At 62.3% G+C, this 20,081-nt stretch carries 19 protein-coding genes, 1 tRNA gene and 1 pseudogene; 8 read left to right on the forward strand and 13 right to left on the reverse strand.

Going from position 1 to position 20,081, the window contains the following annotated elements:
- The first annotated feature begins 202 nt into the window (after positions 1 to 202).
- On the forward strand, positions 203 to 1,327 hold the full coding sequence (locus J2W40_RS03545; RefSeq protein WP_310222023.1) for an FAD-dependent monooxygenase: 1,125 nt from the start codon (positions 203 to 205) through the stop codon (positions 1,325 to 1,327).
- 42 nt (positions 1,328 to 1,369) lie between these two features.
- On the opposite strand, the gene J2W40_RS03550 is transcribed toward J2W40_RS03545, so the two are convergent.
- The 6 genes from J2W40_RS03550 to J2W40_RS03575 are packed head-to-tail and all read right to left on the reverse strand — an operon-like array spanning position 1,370 to position 5,365.
- Positions 1,370 to 2,137, reverse strand: a complete 768-nt coding sequence (locus J2W40_RS03550) for an SDR family NAD(P)-dependent oxidoreductase (RefSeq protein ID WP_310222024.1) — start codon at positions 2,135 to 2,137, stop codon at positions 1,370 to 1,372.
- Positions 2,138 to 2,139: 2 nt separating this feature from the next.
- On the reverse strand, positions 2,140 to 2,574 hold the full coding sequence (locus J2W40_RS03555) for a histidinol dehydrogenase (protein WP_310222025.1): 435 nt from the start codon (positions 2,572 to 2,574) through the stop codon (positions 2,140 to 2,142).
- The gene (locus tag J2W40_RS03560) at positions 2,571 to 3,110 is read right to left on the reverse strand and encodes a histidinol dehydrogenase (protein WP_310222220.1); all 540 of its coding nucleotides are present in this window, start codon (positions 3,108 to 3,110) and stop codon (positions 2,571 to 2,573) included. The genes J2W40_RS03555 and J2W40_RS03560 overlap by 4 nt, the downstream gene beginning before the upstream one ends.
- Before the next feature lie 3 nt (positions 3,111 to 3,113).
- On the reverse strand, positions 3,114 to 3,413 hold the full coding sequence (locus tag J2W40_RS03565; RefSeq protein ID WP_310222026.1) for a putative quinol monooxygenase: 300 nt from the start codon (positions 3,411 to 3,413) through the stop codon (positions 3,114 to 3,116).
- A gap of 22 nt (positions 3,414 to 3,435) precedes the next feature.
- Positions 3,436 to 4,149 carry an SDR family NAD(P)-dependent oxidoreductase gene (locus J2W40_RS03570; protein ID WP_310222027.1) on the reverse strand — a complete coding sequence of 238 codons (714 nt, stop codon included), beginning with the start codon at positions 4,147 to 4,149 and terminating at the stop codon, positions 3,436 to 3,438.
- On the reverse strand, positions 4,142 to 5,365 hold the full coding sequence (locus J2W40_RS03575) for an MFS transporter (protein WP_310222028.1): 1,224 nt from the start codon (positions 5,363 to 5,365) through the stop codon (positions 4,142 to 4,144). The genes J2W40_RS03570 and J2W40_RS03575 overlap by 8 nt, the downstream gene beginning before the upstream one ends.
- A 302-nt stretch (positions 5,366 to 5,667) precedes the next feature.
- Between J2W40_RS03575 and J2W40_RS03580 the strand changes: the two are divergent.
- Positions 5,668 to 5,778: pseudogene (locus tag J2W40_RS03580) on the forward strand (AlpA family phage regulatory protein); the annotation flags it as partial.
- A gap of 30 nt (positions 5,779 to 5,808) precedes the next feature.
- Here the strand turns inward: J2W40_RS03580 and J2W40_RS03585 are convergent.
- From J2W40_RS03585 to J2W40_RS03600, 4 genes are all read right to left on the reverse strand, one after another.
- Positions 5,809 to 6,342, reverse strand: a complete 534-nt coding sequence (locus J2W40_RS03585) for a tyrosine-type recombinase/integrase (protein WP_310222029.1) — start codon at positions 6,340 to 6,342, stop codon at positions 5,809 to 5,811.
- Positions 6,343 to 6,503: 161 nt separating this feature from the next.
- Positions 6,504 to 6,579, reverse strand: a tRNA-Ile gene (locus J2W40_RS03590).
- 31 nt (positions 6,580 to 6,610) lie between these two features.
- Complete coding sequence (locus tag J2W40_RS03595; protein WP_310222030.1) at positions 6,611 to 7,648, reverse strand: polysaccharide deacetylase family protein; 1,038 nt, start codon at positions 7,646 to 7,648, stop codon at positions 6,611 to 6,613.
- A 51-nt stretch (positions 7,649 to 7,699) separates the two neighbouring features.
- A complete protein-coding gene (locus tag J2W40_RS03600) occupies positions 7,700 to 9,424 on the reverse strand; it encodes a sensor histidine kinase (protein WP_310222031.1) in 1,725 nt (574 codons plus the stop codon).
- Between the two features lie 180 nt (positions 9,425 to 9,604).
- Between J2W40_RS03600 and J2W40_RS03605 the strand changes: the two genes are divergently transcribed.
- On the forward strand, positions 9,605 to 10,078 hold the full coding sequence (locus tag J2W40_RS03605; protein WP_310222032.1) for an Lrp/AsnC family transcriptional regulator: 474 nt from the start codon (positions 9,605 to 9,607) through the stop codon (positions 10,076 to 10,078).
- Between the two features lie 15 nt (positions 10,079 to 10,093).
- Here J2W40_RS03605 and J2W40_RS03610 read toward each other — a convergent pair whose 3' ends face one another.
- Both J2W40_RS03610 and J2W40_RS03615 read right to left on the reverse strand, forming a co-directional pair.
- A complete protein-coding gene (locus J2W40_RS03610) occupies positions 10,094 to 11,338 on the reverse strand; it encodes a YfgM family protein (RefSeq protein ID WP_310222033.1) in 1,245 nt (414 codons plus the stop codon).
- Positions 11,339 to 11,446: 108 nt separating this feature from the next.
- A complete protein-coding gene (locus tag J2W40_RS03615; RefSeq protein ID WP_310222034.1) occupies positions 11,447 to 12,730 on the reverse strand; it encodes a hypothetical protein in 1,284 nt (427 codons plus the stop codon).
- Positions 12,731 to 13,012: 282 nt separating this feature from the next.
- Here J2W40_RS03615 and gyrA point away from each other — a divergent pair, with 282 nt between their 5' ends.
- Together gyrA and J2W40_RS03625 are read left to right on the forward strand one after the other, a co-directional pair.
- Positions 13,013 to 15,682 (forward strand): DNA gyrase subunit A, encoded by a 2,670-nt coding sequence (gyrA, locus tag J2W40_RS03620; RefSeq protein ID WP_310222035.1) that lies wholly within the window; start codon positions 13,013 to 13,015, stop codon positions 15,680 to 15,682.
- Positions 15,679 to 16,026: a DUF952 domain-containing protein gene (locus J2W40_RS03625; protein WP_310222036.1), complete on the forward strand. Its 348-nt coding sequence runs from the start codon at positions 15,679 to 15,681 to the stop codon at positions 16,024 to 16,026. Before gyrA ends, J2W40_RS03625 begins: the two co-directional genes overlap by 4 nt.
- Here the strand turns inward: J2W40_RS03625 and J2W40_RS03630 are convergent.
- Positions 16,023 to 17,132, reverse strand: coding sequence for a glycosyltransferase (locus tag J2W40_RS03630; protein WP_310222037.1), 1,110 nt, complete (start codon positions 17,130 to 17,132; stop codon positions 16,023 to 16,025). The two genes, J2W40_RS03625 and J2W40_RS03630, sit on opposite strands and share 4 nt — an antisense overlap.
- A 53-nt stretch (positions 17,133 to 17,185) precedes the next feature.
- On the opposite strand from J2W40_RS03630, the gene J2W40_RS03635 reads away from it, so the two are divergent.
- From J2W40_RS03635 to trpB, 3 genes are all read left to right on the forward strand, one after another.
- Positions 17,186 to 18,064: a lysophospholipid acyltransferase family protein gene (locus tag J2W40_RS03635; RefSeq protein ID WP_310222038.1), complete on the forward strand. Its 879-nt coding sequence runs from the start codon at positions 17,186 to 17,188 to the stop codon at positions 18,062 to 18,064.
- Between the two features lie 31 nt (positions 18,065 to 18,095).
- Positions 18,096 to 18,740 (forward strand): phosphoribosylanthranilate isomerase, encoded by a 645-nt coding sequence (locus J2W40_RS03640; RefSeq protein ID WP_310222039.1) that lies wholly within the window; start codon positions 18,096 to 18,098, stop codon positions 18,738 to 18,740.
- Between the two features lie 98 nt (positions 18,741 to 18,838).
- Positions 18,839 to 20,080: a tryptophan synthase subunit beta gene (trpB, locus tag J2W40_RS03645; protein ID WP_310222040.1), complete on the forward strand. Its 1,242-nt coding sequence runs from the start codon at positions 18,839 to 18,841 to the stop codon at positions 20,078 to 20,080.
- Position 20,081 lies beyond the last annotated feature (1 nt).

Consider the following 20,081-nt stretch of genomic DNA (forward strand, 5'->3'; position numbering starts at 1 on the left):
TGGCGCAATATTGATCGCTGAGGTGGGCTGCTGTCGCATTGATTTTCTGGATGCGACCTATCTGCACGCACGAACGACGGCGAAACGATCGGCCTGCCTATCCAGCTTTCCAATAGCAGATATTGAGGCAAAGCATTTTCGCCGCCGTCCAGCTCCCGATAGCAGCAAGGGTGAGAAGGTTTTTCGGGAGAGGCACGACATCATGATTGCGGGTAAACAGATATTGATCGTCGGCGGCGGCATTGGCGGCATGGCATCGGCGATCCGCTTCGCCGAACTGGGCGCGAAGGTTACGCTGATCGACATCGACCCGGAATGGCGAGTCTATGGCGCGGGCATCACCATTACCGGCCCGACACTGCGTGCCTATCGCCATCTGGGTCTGCTCGAAGCGATCAAGGAGCAGGGCGCAATTGCCGAGGGGGCGACCATCTTCCGCTATGACGGGCTGCGCTTGCAGCAGTTGGATGAACCCGCGCTGGAGGAAGGATTGCCCGCCACCGGTGGCATCATGCGGCCGAAATTGCATCGGATCATGCAGGCGCGGGTCAATGCGCTGGGGGTCGATGTTCGGCTGGGCCTGTCGGTCAGCGCGCTCGACAACCGCGATGGCGGCGTGGACGTGGCCTTCACCGACGGAACGCAAGGGCGCTTCGACCTGGTCGTCGGCGCTGACAGCATCTATTCGGCGGTGCGGCGCATGGCTTTCCCGCACATGGCCGAAGCGCAACCCACCGGCCAGGGATGCTGGCGCGTGTCGATGAAGCGGCCGCCCAAGCTGGAGAACGGCGAGATCTATCTTGGTCATCGCTTCCCTGTCGGCATCAATCGGTGCGCGCAGGACATGGTCTATCTGTGGATGCTGACGCCGCATGAACATCGCGAGGTTCACTTCACCGACGAGGAGCTGTTCACGCGGCTGCACGACAATCTGGCCGATTTCGGCGGCAATATCGCGTGGGTGCGGGAAAATATGACCCGCAACGACTGGATCAACTATCGCCCCCTGGCCGCCGCCTTGCAGCCTGGTCCCTGGCATATGGGGCATATCGTGCTGCTGGGCGACGCGGTTCACGCGACCACCCCGCACATGGCGTCGGGCGCAGGCATGGCAGTGGAAAGCGCGCTGGTGTTGGCCGAGGAACTGGACCGGGCGGGGAGTATCGAGGCGGGCCTGGAGGCCTATGAAGCGCGGCGTTACGATCGGTGCCGTCATGTGGTGGAAACCAGCATCGCGGTCGGCAAGATGCAGCTGGCGGGCGATCCGCCCGAAGCGGTCGGCGCGGCGCTGAGCGCGGGACTACACCGGCTGGCGAACCATTATTGAACGCGGCTGAAGGCCCGGCGGACGCAGCCGCCGGGCCTTCCCCTATTCGGCGGTCCAGCCACCATCGACGATCAGGCTGGTGCCGGTCATCAGCGCGCTGGCGTCGGACGCGAGGAAGACCACCGCGCCCATCAAATCCTCGACCGAGCCGAGCCGACCCAGTTTGATCTTGTCCAGCACACTGGCAAGGAACGTCTTGTCCTCGAAAAAGGGCCGGGTCATCGGGGTTTCGATGAAGGTCGGGGCGATAGTGTTGGAGCGGATGCCGTGCGGCGCGAGGTCCAGCGCCATCGCCTTGCTCAACCCCTCCAGCCCCCATTTGGATGCGCAGTAAAGCGACCGTCGCGCACCGCCGACATGGCCCATCTGCGAGCCCATATGGATGATGGAGCCGCGCAGGCCCGCCGCGATCATGCCCCCCGCCACGATCTGCGCGGCGAAGAAAGCGGCGCGCAGGTTAAGGCCCAGCACCGCGTCATAATCCTCCTCCGATACCTCGGTGAAAGGCTTGGGGCGATTGGTCCCTGCATTGTTGAGCAGGATGTCAAAGGGTGCCAGCGCAGCGAGCGATCGGGTCGTGCCCGCCACGTCGCTGACGTCCAGACGGACCCAATCCGCCTGCCCGCACGCGGCCCGGATGGCCTCGGCACCGGCCGCGATCTCCTCGCCGCTGCGGGCGGCCAGCGTCACATGCGCACCGGCCTGCGCCAGTGCGGCGGCGCAGGCGAGGCCGATGCCCCGCCCCGCCCCCGTCACCAGCGCGCGCCTGCCATCCAGCCGGAAGCTGGGTGTCGTCGGCAAGGCCTCCATCGTCAGGCGGCCGTCGCCGACGTGGGTTCAGCCGTCCCGGCATAGGGAACATTGCGGCCACCATAGCGGCGCACCCGGATATTGGCCTGCTCGCCATGGCCGGCAAAGCCTTCCAGCGCACAGAGCCGACTGCAATATTCGCCTACCAGCGCGGAGGCTTCGTCCGTCAGCACCTTCTGATAGGTGCAGGTCTTGATGAATTTGCCGACCCACAACCCGCCGGTGTAGCGCGCGGCCTTCTTCGTCGGCAGGGTATGGTTGGTGCCGATCACCTTGTCGCCAAAGCTGACATTGGTGCGCGCGCCGAGAAACAGCGCGCCATAATTGGTCATGTTTTGCAGGAAATAATCGGGATTGGCAGTCATTACCTGGACATGTTCGGATGCCAGTTCATCGGCGATCCGCACCATTTCGGCCTCATCTTCCGCTACAATCACCTCACCGAACGTCTCCCACGCCTGGCGCGCATAATCGGCGGCGCGCAGGTTATGACGCGGGCCACGCCCGCAACCTTGGCGGTGATGACCGACATGTGGGCAGATGCGAGCAGAGGATATTTGCCCCCCGGCACATAGCAGCCGGCGGAATTGAGCGGCAGGTTCTTGTGGCCCAGAATCACGCCCGGCATCGTCTCGACTTCGACATCATGCAGGCTGTCGCGCTGAATCTGCGCGAAGTTGCGAACCTGGGTCTGGGCAAATTCTATATCCTTGCGCTCCTGTGGCGTCAGGCTGTCGATACAGGCGTCGATTTCTGCCTGGCTCAGGCGATAATCGTCCCGATCCCAGCCATCGAACCTGATCGACAGGTCGCGCACCGCTGCGTCGCCACGCTGTTCGATGTCGGCCAGCGTCGCTTCGACGATGTCGCGGACCTTCCGGTCGGCATCGCCTTCGCCTGTGCGGTGGCACCGTGCTTGAGATAATGTGCCATATGTTCGTTCCTTCTGAGGGGGCCGTCCCGGCCCGAAAATGCGTCAAAATCCGTCGATCGCGGTTTCGATGTGGAAGACGTCGGGCGTTGCTGTGAAAAACGGGCCGACAAGAGCGCGCCACGCCTGAAAGCCGTCGGACGCGCGGAAATCGACCATGTGCGCGTCGATGCTGTCCCAGCCCACCACCAGCAGATAATGGCCTGACCGATCGACGGCGCGCTCCAGCGCGAAGCTGCGGCAACCAGGTGCCGCACGGAAATGCGGCTGTGCCTGCGCGACGGCTGCTTCAAAGGCAGCGGCCTTGGCCGGATCAATGTCGATCCGGGCTATCTCCTTGATCATGTCCATTCCTTTCTTCGTCGGATCACCAGGCGGTCGCGCCCGCATCGACCGCGATGTCCGCCCCGGTCACATAGCGGGCCTCATCGGAGGCCAGCCACAGCGCGCACCATCCAATGTCGTCGGGTTCGCCCAGTTGTTTGAGCATGTTTTTCGCCAGCACCTTCGCTTCGAATGCCGGATCGTCATCCAGATGACGCGCAGTCGCGGCCGTCCGGATGAAGCCGGGCGCGATGCTGTTGGCGCGGATATTATGCGGCGCGCCTTCCATCGCGAGTTGGCGGGTCATCGCCAGCACCCCGCCCTTGCCCGCGCAATGGGCGAGCGCAGGCGAGCCTTCGAGCGCGTGGCGGGCGTTGGCCGACGCGAAATTGATGATGGAGGCACGACCGCTTGCCTTGAGCCAGGGCCAGGCGGCGCGGGTCGCAAGGAAGACGATGTCGAGTTCGCCGCTGAGCGTCGTCCTCCAATCGCTGTAGGAAAGATGCTCGATCCAGTCGAAGATGGCGAAAGCAGCGGCGTTGACGAGGATGTCGATGCGACCATGGTCGCTGCCGATCCTGTTGAACAGCGCATCGGTCGCCGCTTCGTCAAGCAGGTCGCATTGCTCGTCGGCCCCTGCCCGGTCGACGCCAATGACCTTGGCACCTTCCGCTGCAAAGAGCCGCGCGCAGCCCTGGCCAATGCCGCTGGCCGCGCCTGTGACCACCGCCACCTTGCCCGTCAGCCGCTCAGCCATGTACGACCATGCCTTCCACCGGCTGCGCGCCGCGGCGGAACGGCGCGACGAGCGCGATGCCCGCGCCCAACAGCGCGCCAACCGACAATAGCAGGAACGCCCCCATCAAACCGCCAGCAGGCCGTGCCAGCAGGGTGACAATGACGGGGCTGAGAAACTGGCCGAAGGCAAAGGCGCTCTGCCACATGCCAGCGCCCCGCCCCCGTATCTCGAAAGACAAGAGGCTCATCGACCACACGAGCAGCGTGGGCAGCAGCAGGCCGGCACCGACTTGATTGAGGAAGCAGCCGACAAGGAAGGACGTCGCCCCCGTCGCCAGCCCCATGGTCGCAAAGCCCGCCGCCAGCAGGCCGAATTCGATCAGCAGCAGGCGGCGAATGGGCCAGCGTCCGATGCGGGAATAGACGAATGTGCCCAGCGGTACGCCGATGCTGGCGATCGAGGTCAACAGGCCAATGCGGGCGGGGTCGGTCAGGCCGAGATGCACCAGCCCCGACGATGCCTGTATCTGCACCGCATAGAAGAAGATCGAACCATAGACGGTGATTGCGAGGATCGTCATCATGCGCCGCCAGGGGAACTCCAGCGGCGCAACAGGCGCCTGCGCCACCGCCGTTGAGCCGCTGCGGTCCCCCTTGGGCTCCCAGGTAAAGCGCAACACCAGAGCAAACATGAGCAGCGCGGACGTATAGACCCAGAAGGGCATACGCCAGCCGAAGGTGCCGAGTTGGCCACCGATGTTGAAGAAGAGCAGCGCCGACATGGACGCGAAGGCGGTCTGCCCCGCCAGCCATTTATCGCGCGCCGCACCCGTAAAATAATCGCCGATCAATGTTGTCGACAATACCATGATCAGCGCTTCGGAAATACCTACGCCAACGCGCGACACCAGGATGGCGGGAAGGCTGGTGAGAAAGACCGGCGCAACGCCGGTCATCGCATAGAGCAGGAAAGCGGCCAGCAGCAGGCGGCGTCGGCCGAAGCGGTCCCCCAGCAATCCGGCTATCGGCGAGAGAAAAGCAACGCAGAGCGCCGGGACCGTCAGGATCATCGGCACCCAAAATTCAAAACCTGGAATGGCGCGATATTCGTGCAGCAGTTGCGGCAGGATCGGCGCAAGCAGCACGATCGCCATGGTCGATAGGGTGATCGGCAACAGCAGCGCGATTCCGGTCAGCGTGCCGGGCACAGGGTCAGACGCGGTTTGGCCTGCCATGCCGCTAATCGCCCGGCCGCAATATGGTATTGGCGCGCATCGTCTTTCCCCTCCGCTGTTTTTCTGGATCACAGGATCATGCCGCAGCGCGATCCGGTCAAACCGAAAGGATCAAATCGACCTATTCATGGAAGTGCGCTGGCCATGCGCATACTTGCAACGCACAGGGTTCGCCGCAAAGGTCGGGCTATGGCCGCCGATGATCCCGCTCCACTCCTGTCAACCAATGGCAAGCACCGCGCCGCAGATGCCCGTAAGGCCGCGCTGATCCATCACGCCGGGGAGCAGATGATGTCACCGCGAGAACCGGGCTGTCCTTCTCCTCTATCTATAGGTTGGAAACAGTCGGCCGCTTCCCTCGCCGCCGCCGTATCGGATTGCGCTCTGTCGCCTGGTACGAAAGCGATATCTAGGAATTCATTGCTGATCCTTCAGGCTACCGTTCAGATACCGGCTGACCACTTCATGTGCCGGATCGAGCCCGCAGGTGATGAGGTCAGCCCAAATCTGAATAAGCGTGGCCCGCGGTTTGCGATAGCGGGATCGGTTATAAGACCATTCTGATGCCGACACCCCGCAGGAACATGGGCGAGGACCATATCGATCACCATTCGATCTCCATCCCCTTCAAGCTCGGCCGCTCGTTCGTTCATGATGGTTGAAAATGATGATCGCCAGCCATGGGGCACCATCACATGCTTGTACCGTCCGCCTGCCATGCGTTTGTACATTATACTCAAAGCAGCATCGGACATGGGCTCACGCCATGTTTTGGAGCTTGGAAAAAGCAGTCCGAGACCGCCCGTCAATGGCCGAAGTGCTCGAAGCACTTCCACCGCCTGATGTGACAGCGGCACGTCATGACCGAAGGCTGGATTGCCTTTGTCCTCGACGTGGAGCTTCACACGGCTTGCAGGGATGCGCCAAATAGGTGCATTCGGAACTGCATCGGGGTTGTCCCAGTCGATAAGCGACATGGGATTATACCCACAAATCGGCTCGCCATACCCGCAATTATACCCGCAAATTCGCTGAACTGTCCTGGTCTGTTACGACCTGTCCTGCCCAGCAAAAAGCTCAAAAACCCCTTGTATCACAGAGGGTTGTTAAAGCATCTGAACTGTCTTGAAAGTATATTTGGTGGGCCCGGCAGGAATCGAACCCGCAACCTAGCCGTTATGAGCGGCCAGCTCTAACCGTTGAGCTACAGGCCCCACCTGTTGATAGAGGGGGGATTAGGCAGCATCAGGCGGCTTGGCAAGCCTCTGCGCGCATCGGAACTGCGGCTAGCAACTGATCAAGGCTGGCAGATTGCACGCCACGCCGGGCCAAATGGTCTAACACGACGTCCCACCACGCATAAAAGGCGCTGCGATCGGTCTCATCCCGGACATAGGGTGTATGTCCCGGCTCCAGAGTCGGCGAATGGAAACTGAAATTCAGCACCGGAACGCCCTCTTCCATCAGGGCGTCGATGGCTGCCATCGCTTCCTGCGCCGAAACCCCCTCTGGCGTCAGCGGAACCCGGCTCAGCAGCCGTGCCCGCGCCATAGCGCCCGCCAACGGGCCCATCGTCTGCGCGGCACGATACAGACGTTCCCCCGCCCCGCGCAGCAAGCCGACAAAAGCCGTTGAAAGCGGCAATTCCACCAATGTCCGGTTTGGCCCCGTCCAATAGGGGAACAAAGGCATGCCGCGAAAATCAGGTCCATATTGACCGCTATAATCGAACCGGCTGCGTACCGAACTATCAAGCCGAAATCCGGCCGCTTCCAACAGCCGCGCGCTGTTGGGACCAACGCCATAGCGCCCGGCGCGGTAAGCTATCGGTCGTTGTCCGAATCGCTGTTCGATTCGGCGACATAGCGCCTCCAGCTTAGCCTGCTCGACCGCTTCGGGCAGCGACCCGACATAGCTGTTGGCGGCCGTCACCTCTTCGACATGCGGCGGATTGACCCAAGGGTGAAGATGCGCGCCGATGTCAGCCGCACCATCACTAACCCATTGCCCCATCATCGCCGCAGCCGCATCGCAATCCACGACTGGATAGTCGGTGACATAGACGGGCTTGACGCCCGCAGCGGCAAAATAGCCCTGTCCGCGCGTCATACCGGCTAATGCCGTAACCCCGTGGCCGGTACGACTAAACGGCGCATTCCAGTCAAACTCTTCCTCGGTATCAACAAAGAGCATGAAACGGACGCCAAATTCGGGCGCGAGCGTGATTCGATCCTGCGGCGGCGGCGGGGTCAGGAGATTTCCGTCGAAGGGATGAGCGATCATGCTTTTCGCTTTACTCCCCAATGGTTGCCATAGGGTTTCGCCGGCCGCCGGTCACGCGCGATCGACAGCATCGGTGGTGATGGTCGCCGCCGGGATAGCCAACAGCAGACGCCCTGGCTCGATTTCCAGGCTGCCGTTACAACTCGCCGCCAGACTGCGTATCAAGCGCAGGGAAAAGCCAAGGCCAAGCAACGGTCCATCGGCCCAGTCGCCATCAGCGCTGTAGCCCGGATCGAGCAACTGCGCTTCGTCCAGGCTGGTGAGGCTGGAGGGACGGTCGATAGCCAGCACGACCCGCCCTGCTCCGCCATCAGGCTGGAACCAGCAGGCGCCCGTTACCGTCTCTCCCATCGGCGCAACCGAAATCACGGTCCGCAGCAGATGCTGCACCATTCGCTCGCCCTGCACCGGATCAATGCGTATCGGAGGCAGGGCGGGCGCAACGGCTATATCTATGACCGTTGCGCCCGCCGAAGCCTGATCTTCGAACCGGGCCGCAATCTGGTTGATCAACAGATCGGGGGCCATCAATTCCGGTTCCACCGCGCCATCCCCGCGCGATACGCGCGCGGCGAGATCAAGATCGTCGAAGGCCGCCAGCAAATGTCGCGCATCCACCGCTATCTTGCCCGCCATGTCCCGATACTCTGCACCGGCCGCGCCGAATAATTCCTGCTCAATGATCTCGGCAAAACCCAGAATCGCGTTCAGGGGCGTGCGTAGCTCGTGAACCAATTGGCGCAGGGAATCCGACGAAAGGCCGCTGATCGCCGAATGTTCGGGCCGGATCGCGACTTCATGCAGATAGGGGCGCCGCGCCTGCCCGCGATACCCTTGAAAACGACCGGAGCGCGGGTCAAAAAACGGTGTCGCCGACAAGCGCCATTCGCCAGCCATTCGCCCGCCGACGATGGTAAAACGCCCATTCTGGAACCCGCTGCGGCGAGCAAAAGCCCCAGCGACATGGCCATCGGGGCCGCTGCCCCCATCCAATGCCACGTCACCCAATGACAGGCCGATCAATGCCGCGCGCGGCCCTTGATCGACCCAAAGCAGGACACCCGCAGCGTCGGTTTCGAACGCAAATTGACGCGGAGCGTCAACTACAGGTGGATCGCCCGGTTCGGATGCGATGCCGATGGGACGTCGTGTGCTTGTAAAATGGGCGATCCGATCGACCAGATTTCGGATCTGGTCCTGATCCTGATCCGGCGTTGGCGCAGCACGCAAGGGCGTTACGACCGACGATGCGGCTGAATCTGTCGGTTCTGCCACCATGTCCGGCGTCAACAGCATGTCGGCATCACCGACCATGTCCTGCCGTTCAGTGGTCAGCACCAGATCAACCGAGCCAAATGTCTCAAGCGCCTTCCGCGTCAGCGGCCCGATGTCGCGGCGACCGCGCAATACACCGCGCGCCGTTGGGGTCAGATCGGGCAGCAGGTCAGCCCAGGTCTCGTCAGGAAGCCGCGCGCGCGCCATTGCGGCTGCTGCTATTGCCGGGCGATCCTTGGCGAAAAACAGCACAAGACTGGCAGATCGCAGCCGTCGCCCCAGTTCAACCACGGTCGCGATTCGCTGTGTTTCGGAAATTGAAGCCCGCAGACCTTCCAACCGATCAAGCAGCATGTCGCGGTCGGTTGCGGCCATCGCCTTCCGATCGGCGCGATCATGCTGAGCCAACAGATCGACACATTGGCGCCAGGATGTCACCGCACCCAGTCCCGCACGGTTATCGGCCGCCAGCACTGTTTGCATGAGATCGTTAAAACGCACCGAAAATCCTCATAGGCCGCGCAATGCGGCACATTCGCCCTATCGTTAGGCGTTCATCGCGGCAAGGGAAAGGGCGGGCGGAGCGCGATCAAAAAGGACCGTCGCATAGTGGGACAATTGCATTGCCCTGAAACATTATTATGATGGGTGCTTCGAACAAGACAGGAAATAAGCACAATAATGGCCGGCCCGAATATCGACGACATCGACCTGCAGATCCTCGGAGAACTGCAAGAGGACGGCAGGATGACCAATGTGGAGCTGGCGCGTAAAGTGGGCCTGACCGCACCGCCATGCCTGCGTCGCGTCCGTGCTTTGGAGGAAGCCGGAGCGATCACATCCTACCATGCGGTGGTCGATCCGGGAATGCTGGGCTACACCATCACGGTCTTTGCCATGGTCAGCCTCAAGAGCCAGGCGGAGGCTGATCTGATGGCCTTTCAGGATCACATCGCCAAGCTGCCCGAAGTCCGCGAATGTCATATGCTGAATGGAGAGATCGACTTCATCCTGAAGGTCGTGGCCAAAGATCTTCAGAGCTTCCAGCAATTTCTGACATCGAAGCTGACGCCCGCACCTAATGTCGTGAGCGTCAAAACCTCGCTTACCATTCGCACATCGAAAAACCTGCCGGGCGTACCGCTGCCGGTTTGACCCGGCAGCGGCGCATCAGGCCGACTTGCGGCTCTGCTGTTCCACCCACACGGACCAGAAACCGGCAACGCTGGCCCAATCGCCAGTTGCCTGGCTGAGAGCAGCCTGTGCGCCTGACAGGTCGCCAGACCGCGCCAGCGCGACGCCCAGCCGCGCATTGATCCGCCCTGCATCGACCCCACCCTTGGTCAGGGCGAGCCGATATTGCTCGACGGCCTGCGGGAATTGGCCCAACGCAAAATAGCTGTCGGCCAAGGATGCGGCATCCTTGCCGTTCGATGCGCTTGCAGCCTTCTTTGCCAATGCGGGCAGTCCGGCAATTTCCTTGGTAGCCTTGGGCGCCACGCTGGTCAGCAGCTTGCTCGTTGTCGCTTGGGTCGGAGTCAACTTGCCGACCTTACGGCCTGCCTCGATGATCGCCTTGGCCTCCGCATAATAGCCGGCCTTTTCAGCGAGCAGCGCATAGGATTGATAGTCCCGTTCGCTTGCCATCGCACCATTGGCCGCTTGCAGGCGATAAAGGTCGAGTTGCAACTGAGGCTCGACGTCGCCGGCCGCGAGATAATTGGTCAGCGCTGAACGCCAATCTTCCTTGTCGCCCGCCTGCCCCAGACGATCGCGATATAATTGACCAACTTCCGTCCAGTCGCGCGCCTGATACGCCATTGACAAAGCGCGGTCGGTCCAGGCGATCGGAACCGGCTGACCCGACGCCCGCTGCTGGGCGATCGCCTCCTGCACGAAACGCCGCGCATCCTTGGGTTTGTTGCGTCGAAGGGCAATGTCAGCGCGCAACATGGTCGCATCGACCCCGGCATAGCCCAATGTTTTGGCATAATCGAGCTGCGCCGTCGCATCGTCATAATTGCCGACCTGATAGGACAGATAGGCAGCGACAAAACGCATACGCGGCGCAGCGTTGCTAGGTAATGCGCTGGTCTTGAACAGGTCGGTCAAAGCAATACGTTGTGCCTGCACGTCGCCACGCAAAACCGCCAATTGGTAACGCAGGCTGGCCGTCGCATAGGTTTCAAAGTCGTTGGATGGGGTCAAGGCACCAATCCGTGCCGCAGCCGTGGCAACATCGCGAGCGCGCACCGCAGCGTCAGCGGATTGCAGTGCTGCCCTAAACGTGTCCGACATGACGATAGGTGGTCCCGCCACCACCATTTTCTTCTTGGCCATCACAGGCGCGGTCATCAAAAACGCGGCTGCCAATGTCATTGGCAAACCATATGTAACCTTAATCAATCGCCGCATGGCCTTGCGGGCCTCCCCAGTTCAATTGCCGGGATAATGCCCGGCCTCACCTAACCCTAAACCACAAAGTTAAAAGGCGCGCCACCCACGGGATGGCGCGCCTTGTCTTCAAGCGCCCTTGCTGCCGAGATACGCCAGCCACAGGCCCGCAATCTGCTTGCGTGCTCCGCCCTGCACCGCCTCGAAAGCGGCTTTGGCGGCGGCATTGTCCCCGGCCTTCAGCTTGGCGATGCCCATGCGGGTATTGACTTCATCCGCATCCACACCGCCCTTTTCCTTGGCGAGTTCGAACATCGCTGCTGCCTTGGCAAAATCGCCATAGCCAAGATAAGCGTCAGCAGTGGCCGCTGCGATCTTGCCGTTCGCTGCCTTGCGCGCATCCGCTTCGGCCGCGCCCAAGGTGCTCTTATCGCCTGCAATGCGCGCTGTGGCGGTCTGATACAGATCAGCGCCCTGATTGGCGTTCAGCACATTCTTGGACCGGCCCAGGTCAATCGACGACTTCACTTCGCCATAGATGCCCGTCTTCGATGCCATTTCGGCAAATTCGAGATAATCGCCAGCGACGACCAACCCATCGGACGCAGAGAGCAGGCGCAGCACATCGAGATTTTCACGGTTGGTGATGTTGGGGTTTGCGCGCTGGAACAGGCGCACCAGCGTCCGCAAATTGGTACCGCTCGGTTCAGCCTCATAGGCCATCTTGGCCCATTCGGTGACTTCGGGCAGCTTCGCGGCTTCGGCGCGGCCGACACCGATCTGATACCATTGCGCGGGCACTTGCTGCCCCGAAGCCTTCATCGCGTCTGCTGCGGCCTTGAGCGCGGCGAGCCCCTGCACATTAAAGCCTCGCGCAGGCTCGGCAGCGGCGTTCGTCGTGCCAGCCTTACCGAAATAGGCTTGGGCCAAGGTCGGGTTGATGGTCTCCGACTTCGCACCAGCCGCCAACGCCGCCTGAGAGCGCTGAATGGCGAGATCGTAATTTTTCGCATCGAGCGCCTGGCCAGCAGCGACGGAGTTGAACTGAGCGGCCTGCTCCGGCGGTGTCAGGCCGCTGTCGAGCATCTGGGTCAGGGCTTCGCTCTGCAAAGCGGTATCCTTCGCCGCGATCGAGGTGTTCAGCTTGATCGCACCGATCTGATATTTGTCATCGTTCGACACGGCCTTGCTGTCGGCTTCCGCCAGCGCTGCCTTTGCACCCGCGAAATCCTGCGCTTCGGCGGCTTTCTGTGCTGTCTGCAACGACTTGATCACGTCGGGCGTGACGTTCAGCTTGGGACCGGCTGCCTTTTCCTCTTTCTTGTCCTTCTTGGCAGCGAAAGCAGGGGCCGAAACGGCACCACCGGTTACGGCCAGAGCCAATACGAGCGCGAACGGGGTAACAAAACGCATAATCCTCATCTCCTATGCACGCCTGGGCCGATGGCTGGAGGCGCGTTTTGGGGTTGAACGCCGATTAGGGGTCGGCGGGTGAATGGGCATTGAACAAGCCTATATCGGCTGATTTTGCAACTGTCATGCCCGCAGCTTCGTTCCAGCAAGGTCAATGCGATAGCGGCCCGACTTGTTGATCCCCCGCGCGAGCGCGCGTTTGCGCGCGAGGGGTGACAGATTTGTTTCGCTCGGCTAGAGATCGCGCAACACAGCCAACATCATCGAAAAAAGAGAATCGCATTGACCGACGAGACTGTCCTCGCCGACCCTTCGGACATCAGCCCCGTCTCCATCGTCGAGGAGATGAAGACCAGCTATCTCGACTATGCGATGTCCGTCATCGTTTCGCGCGCCCTACCGGACGTGCGCGACGGGTTGAAGCCGGTTCATCGCCGCATTCTCTTTTCCGCCCAGGAATCGGGCTTCCTCTACAACCGCCCCTATCGCAAGTCCGCGCGCCTCGTCGGCGAGGTGATGGGTAAATATCACCCGCATGGCGACAGTTCGATCTACGACGCCTTGGCGCGGATGACGCAGGACTGGTCGATGCGCGTGCCGCTGATCGACGGTCAGGGCAATTTCGGATCGATGGACCCCGATCCGCCAGCCGCCATGCGCTACACCGAAGCACGGTTGGCCAAGGTTGCGGGCGCACTGCTGGAGGATCTCGACAAGGATACCGTCGATTTCACGCCCAACTATGATGCGTCGGAACATGAGCCGCAGGTTTTGCCCGCGCGCTTCCCCAACCTGCTCGTCAATGGCGCGGGCGGCATTGCCGTCGGCATGGCGACCAACATCCCGCCCCATAATCTCGGCGAAGTGCTGCGCGCCTGCCTTGCCTATATCGACAATCCCGGCATCACCACCGATGAACTGATCGCCATTGTTCCCGGCCCCGATTTCCCCACCGCACCGCTGATCCTGGGTCAGTCGGGCGCAAAGTCGGCCTACCATACCGGCCGCGGCTCGATCATGATGCGCTCGCGCTATGTGATCGAGGAAGGACGCGGCGATCGCCAGTCGATCGTCCTGACCGCCATCCCTTATCAGGTCGGCAAGAACGGCCTCGTTGAGAAGATCGCCGAGGCCGCCAAGGAAAAGCGGATCGAAGGCATCAGCGATATTCGTGACGAATCCAGCCGCGAAGGCGTGCGGATCGTCATGGACTTGAAGCGCGACGCGACGCCCGAAGTCGTCCTCAACCAGTTGTGGCGCAACACGCCTGCCCAGTCGAGCTTCCCCGCCAACATGCTCGCCATTCGCGGCGGTCGCCCCGAATTGCTGGGCCTGCGCGAGATCATCGACGCCTTCATCAAGTTCCGCGAAGAGGTCATCACCCGCCGCACCAAGTTCGAATTGAACAAGGCGCGTGAGCGGGCGCATATCTTGCTCGGCCTGGTCGTTGCGGTCACCAATCTTGATGAGATGGTCAAGATCATCCGCGGTTCGTCCAGCCCGGCCGAAGCCCGCGAAAAGCTGCTGGCGCGCGAATGGCCGATCAGCGAGATCGCCCATTATATCCGGCTGGTCGAAGCCATCGACACCGAGATTTCGGGCGAAGTCTACAAGCTGTCCGAAGTGCAGGTCCGCGCCATTCTCGACCTGCGCCTCCATCGCCTCACGGCGCTGGGTCGCGATGAAATTGGCAAGGAACTGGCTGGCTTGGCCGAAGCAATTGCCGAATATCTCGCCATCCTGGGTGACCGGGTGAAGCTCTACGCCGTCATGCGCGAAGAACTGGAAGCGATCGAACGCGAATTCGCGACCCCGCGCCTGTCCGAAATCACGGCGGCCGCTGACGGCATCGATGACGAAGACCTGATCGAGCGCGAGGAGATGGTCGTCACCGTCACCGTGCAAGGCTATATCAAGCGCACCCCGCTCGAAAGTTTCCGGGCCCAGGCGCGCGGCGGCAAGGGCCGGTCGGGCATGGCGACCAAGGATGAGGATGCGATCACGGAACTGTTCGTGACCTCGACCCACACGCCGGTCCTCTTCTTCTCGACCGCGGGCAAGGTCTATCGCATGAAAGTGTGGCGCCTGCCCGAAGGTGGCCCGGCGACACGCGGGCGGCCGATGGTCAACCTGCTGCCACTGGCCGCCGGGGAAACGATCCAGACCGTCTTACCTTTGCCGGAGGATGAGGAAAGCTGGAAGGATCTGCACGTCATGTTCGCGACGGCGAACGGCACGGTGCGCCGCAACAGCATGGATGCCTTCGCCAACGTGCCGAGCAACGGCAAGCTCGCCATGCGCTTCGATGAAGGCAGCGATGATCGGCTGATTGGCGTTGCGCTTCTGTCGGAAGACGACGACGTGCTGCTGGCCACCCGTCAGGGCAAGGCGATCCGTTTCGCCTCAACCGATGTGCGCGAATTCCAGAGCCGCACCTCGACCGGTGTGCGCGGCATGACGCTCAAGGGCGATGACGAAGTCATCTCCCTCTCCATCCTCCACCGCTCCGGTGCCGATCAGGAACAGCGTGAGGAATATCTGCGCTTCGCTCCCTGGAAGCCGGAGAAGGAAGGCGAGATGGCCGATCAGGCGATGTTCGCGCTAATGCGCGAGCGGGAGCAGTTCATCCTGACGGTGTGCGCCAATGGCTATGGCAAATTGTCGTCCGCTTATGACTATCGCCGCACCGGACGCGGGGGTCAGGGCATCACCAATATCGACAATATCGGCCGCAACGGACCCGTGGTCGCCAGCTTCGCTGCAACCCAGGGCGACCAGTTGATGCTGGTCACCGATCAGGCCAAGCTCATCCGCATGGGGCTGGACAGCCTGCGCGTCATCGGCCGCAATTCGGCGGGCGTTCGCCTGTTCGATGTCGCCAAGGACGAGCATGTCGTCAGCGCCGCCAAGATTGAGGAAAGCGACGAGGCACCTGAGGCCGAAGAAGCGTGAGCGACCTCTTCGCCTATAAGATATTGACCGGCGAGCAATATGACCAGTTCAAGGCCGATGGCGTGTTCAAGGGCGCGCCGGTCGACCTGGCCGATGGCTATATCCACCTGTCGACCCGCGATCAGGCGGCCGAAACGGTCGCCAAACATTTCGTCGGACAGGATCGCCTGGTCATGGTGATGGTCGATCTCGCCCCCTTTGGCGAGGCGATCCGCTGGGAAGAATCGCGCGGCGGTGCACTCTTCCCGCATCTCTATGCCGACCTGCCGATCAGTGCCGTTGCGGGCAAAGTGGTGCTGCGCATCGGCGACGATGGCACCCATTCCTTTCCCGCAGGCTTTTAGCGCGCAACCCGCGCCATCAGCGCCACCTTCCCGCGTTGCATCCAATAGTCCCAACCACCCCAACGGATATGGTTGGAGGTCACGGCCGATATTTGGACGATCAGATGCGCCCAGTTCACAGCAAAGGGCGCGATAGAATCCCACCAGAGCGAGCGCGCGGCGCGTCTCGCCTGGTCCGGCTCCAGCACAGCGCCGATGATCCGCCGCCGTACCACTGCCCTGCCCCAGGCCGCGGCATAGCCGATCGCGATCGCTCCTGAGCCGCCCCAGCCCAGCGCCCACACCCATGCGCCCGCCTGCACCGCTACCACCGCCGTCGCCAGCGCCCACATGCCCAGATGGTTGGTGGCGATATGCCGATATTGCCGTACCCCAAAACCGAGCAGGTCGCCCGCACGTCCATCAAGCGGACTCGCGACCAGCAGATCGCGCACCGGCCGCAGCCGCAGTTTCGAACGCCAGCCTGCCAAGCCGATCGCCATATCGTCGGACAGGCGCCCGGCCAGCACCGCATCCAGCTCCAGCCGCTCCGCCACCGTGCGGGACAGCGCCATTGCCCCACCCCAGGGCATGGTCGCACTCGCGGCACGCGGCAGGGTCGCCAATTGCATCTCGACCGCGCCGACCATTGCGGCCATCAATCCTCGCCCCGGCAGCAACAGCCGATAACCCGTCACAATATCCGCCTTGTCGCGCACCAGCGGAAAGAGCAGCCGACCGACCAGCCGCGCTGGCGGTTCGATGTCCGCGTCGATGAAGACCAGCCACTGGTCATCGGGTCGCAAAGTTCGCAAGGCAGCGCGGAGTTTATGGACCTTCTGCCCCTCGTCCGTTGCCACACCGGCATGCACGACCTGCACATTGTCCCCGACCAGCGCCTCCGCAGCAGGGCAAGCCCCCGATGTCGCGATCAGCAATCGAAACGGCGCGCTTTGCGCCGTCAGCCGCGCCATCAACGCCGCGCCGCCATCCCAATCATCGCGCACGCTCAGGATCACGACCACCCCATCGGGCGCTTCCTCCTGGCGCTCGGCCGGCAGATGCCGCCAATAATTGACGACTCCCAGCAGCGTCAGTCCCTGAAGGACAATCCAGACCCAGATCATGACCGCTGCACACCTCTTTACCGTCTCGCCGCCTGCTGTATGACGGCAGGCTTATGCTCTCCAGCCCCTTTCTTTTTTCCCTGATGCGGGTGCTGCCCGCCCGCTCGGCCTCCTGGCTTGGCGGATGGCTGTCCGTTCATGTCGCCCGCCCGCGCATGAAGCTGCGCGACGCCCGTGCCCGCGCCAATCTTGCGCTGCTCCGCCCTGATCTGGACGAGGCGACGCGGGAGGCGGTCCTCACCCGCCGCTGGCGCAACATCGGGCGGACGCTGGCCGAACTCGCCAATGTCGATCGGCTGGTAAACGACGCGCATGTCGAAGTCGTCGATCGCGCAGGCTATCAGGCGGTGCTGGACGGGCCGCGCCCCTTGCTCGCCTTGTCGCTGCATCTGGGCAATTGGGATTTGCTGGGCGCGCATGGCAAGGCGTTGACGGACCGACCGGGCCTCGGCGTCTATGCGCCACCCCGCGACGAACGGACGGCCGCGCAGCTAAAAAAGGCGCGGCAAAGCTATATGGGCGAAACCATCACCGGCGATGGCGCGGCGCGGCGCATATTGAAGCATCTGACCAGCCATCCACGCGCCAGCCTCTATATCCTGCTCGATGAACGGCGCGATTTTCAGGTCTGGTTTCCCAAATTGGGTCGCAAACTCCCGCCGTCGGGCAATCTGTCCGTCGCGCTGCGGCTGGGGCGCAAGGTCAATGCCCGCTTCCTGCCCTTTTATCTGGAACGGACGAACGGCCCGCATTTCCGGCTGCATTGGCACTCGCCGCTGGACCCGCAGACGATGAGCGACGAAGAGATTGTCGCGGCGGTCGACGCTTTTCTGGGACAGGCCTGCAGTACCCATGCCGACGAATGGCTGGCGCTGCATGATATGGACCTGACGCAGCCGGGCCATGCGCCCACTGCCCCACCGGTCATGTGACTTGGGCGCACTTGCCCGCTAAAGCCCCTGCATGTCCCGACTCGCGATCAAAATCTGCGGCCTTTCCACGCCCGACACCGTGGGCGCAGCCGTGCGTGCGGGGGCGAGCCATATCGGCTTTGTCCACTTCGCCAAAAGCCCGCGCCATGTCGATGCGGCCCAGATCGCCGCGCTGGCCGCAATCGCGCCCGGTCACATGGAAAAGGTCGGCGTCGTGGTCGATCCCGCCGACGATCTGCTGGCCGAACTGACCGCAGGCGGCGCGCTCACGGCGCTGCAACTCCATGGCAAGGAAAGCCCGCAACGCGCTGCTGCCATCCGCCAGCGCTTCGGCCTGCCCGTCTGGAAGGCGATATCGGTTAAGACCCGCGCAGACATTGACGCCGCCACTGCCTATGTCGGTGCAGTCGATCTTTTGCTGTTCGATGCCAAGACGCCCGATGGTTCCGCATTGCCCGGTGGCATGGGCCTGCGCTTCGACTGGACTTTGCTGCGTGGCCTTTCGATCCCAATGCCCTGGGGTCTGTCGGGCGGCTTGTCGGCTGACAATGCGGCCGAGGCCGTCCGCATCACCGACGCCCCGCTGATCGACGTATCTTCCGGCGTGGAAAGCGCGCCCGGCATCAAGAGTGTGGACAAGATCATGGCCTTCTGCAAAGCGGTATCCGCATGTTGACGCTCATCGCTCCTGTCGAGCGCATCGGGATACGATGGCGCTGATCGCTTCTCCCCTGATCGAAGCGAACCGCCCTTCATGCCTGAAAGATTGAAATCATGACCGACACGATAACCTTGCCCAACAGCCTGCGATCGCAGCCCGACGCCAATGGCCATTTCGGCGCCTTTGGTGGCCGCTATGTCGCCGAAACGTTGATGCCGCTGATCCTGGACCTGGAAAAAGTGTATCGAGCGGCCAAGGACGACCCGTCATTCGAGGAGGAATATGACCACCTTCTCAAACATTATGTCGGCCGCCCCAACCCGCTTTATTATGCCAGCCGCCTGACCGAAGCGCTGCGCGCCAATGCGCCCACAGGCAAGGGAGCAAAAATCTATCTGAAGCGCGAGGAATTGAACCACACCGGCGCGCACAAGATCAACAATTGCATCGGCCAGGCGCTGCTCGCCCGGCGCATGGGCAAGAAGAAGGTCATCGCGGAAACCGGCGCTGGCCAGCATGGCGTCGCCACCGCGACCGTCGCCGCGCTGTTCGGCATGGAATGCAAGATCTTCATGGGGGCCAAGGATGTGGAGCGCCAGCGCCCCAACGTCTTCCGCATGAAGCTGCTGGGGGCCGAGGTCATTCCGGTCACCTCCGGGTCGGCGACGCTCAAGGATTCGATGAACGACGCGCTGCGCCATTGGGTGTCGAATGTGCATGACACATTCTACATCATCGGCACGGCGGCGGGTCCGCATCCCTATCCTGAAATGGTGCGCGATTTTCAGTCGATCATCGGCAAGGAAACCCGTACCCAGATCATGGAAGCCGAAGGCCGCTTGCCCGACATGCTGATCGCGCCGGTCGGCGGTGGCTCCAACGCCATCGGCATGTTCCACCCGTTCCTGGACGACCCGGACGTCGCGATGATCGGCGTGGAAGCGGCGGGCGAAGGTCTTGACAAAAAGCATGCGGCCTCGCTTGCGGGCGGCGCGTCTGGCATCCTGCACGGCAACCGCACCTATTTGCTGCAGGACGAGGACGGCCAGATCACCGAAGCGCACAGCATTTCGGCGGGGCTCGACTATCCCGGCATTGGGCCGGAACATAGCTGGTTGCATGAGATTGGCCGGGTAAAATATATGCCCGTGACCGACGATGAAGCCCTCGCCAGCTTCCAGAAGCTCTCGGCGCTGGAAGGCATCATCCCCGCGCTCGAATCCGCCCATGCCATCGCCGCCGCCGAGCAGGTCGCGCCGACCATGGATGCGGACAAGATCATCGTCATCAACCTCTCCGGCCGGGGCGACAAGGATATCTTCACCGTCGCCGAAGCGTTGGGAGTGGAAATGTGAG

The organism is Sphingobium xenophagum (assembly GCF_031457465.1).
Classification (GTDB): domain Bacteria; phylum Pseudomonadota; class Alphaproteobacteria; order Sphingomonadales; family Sphingomonadaceae; genus Sphingobium; species Sphingobium xenophagum_A.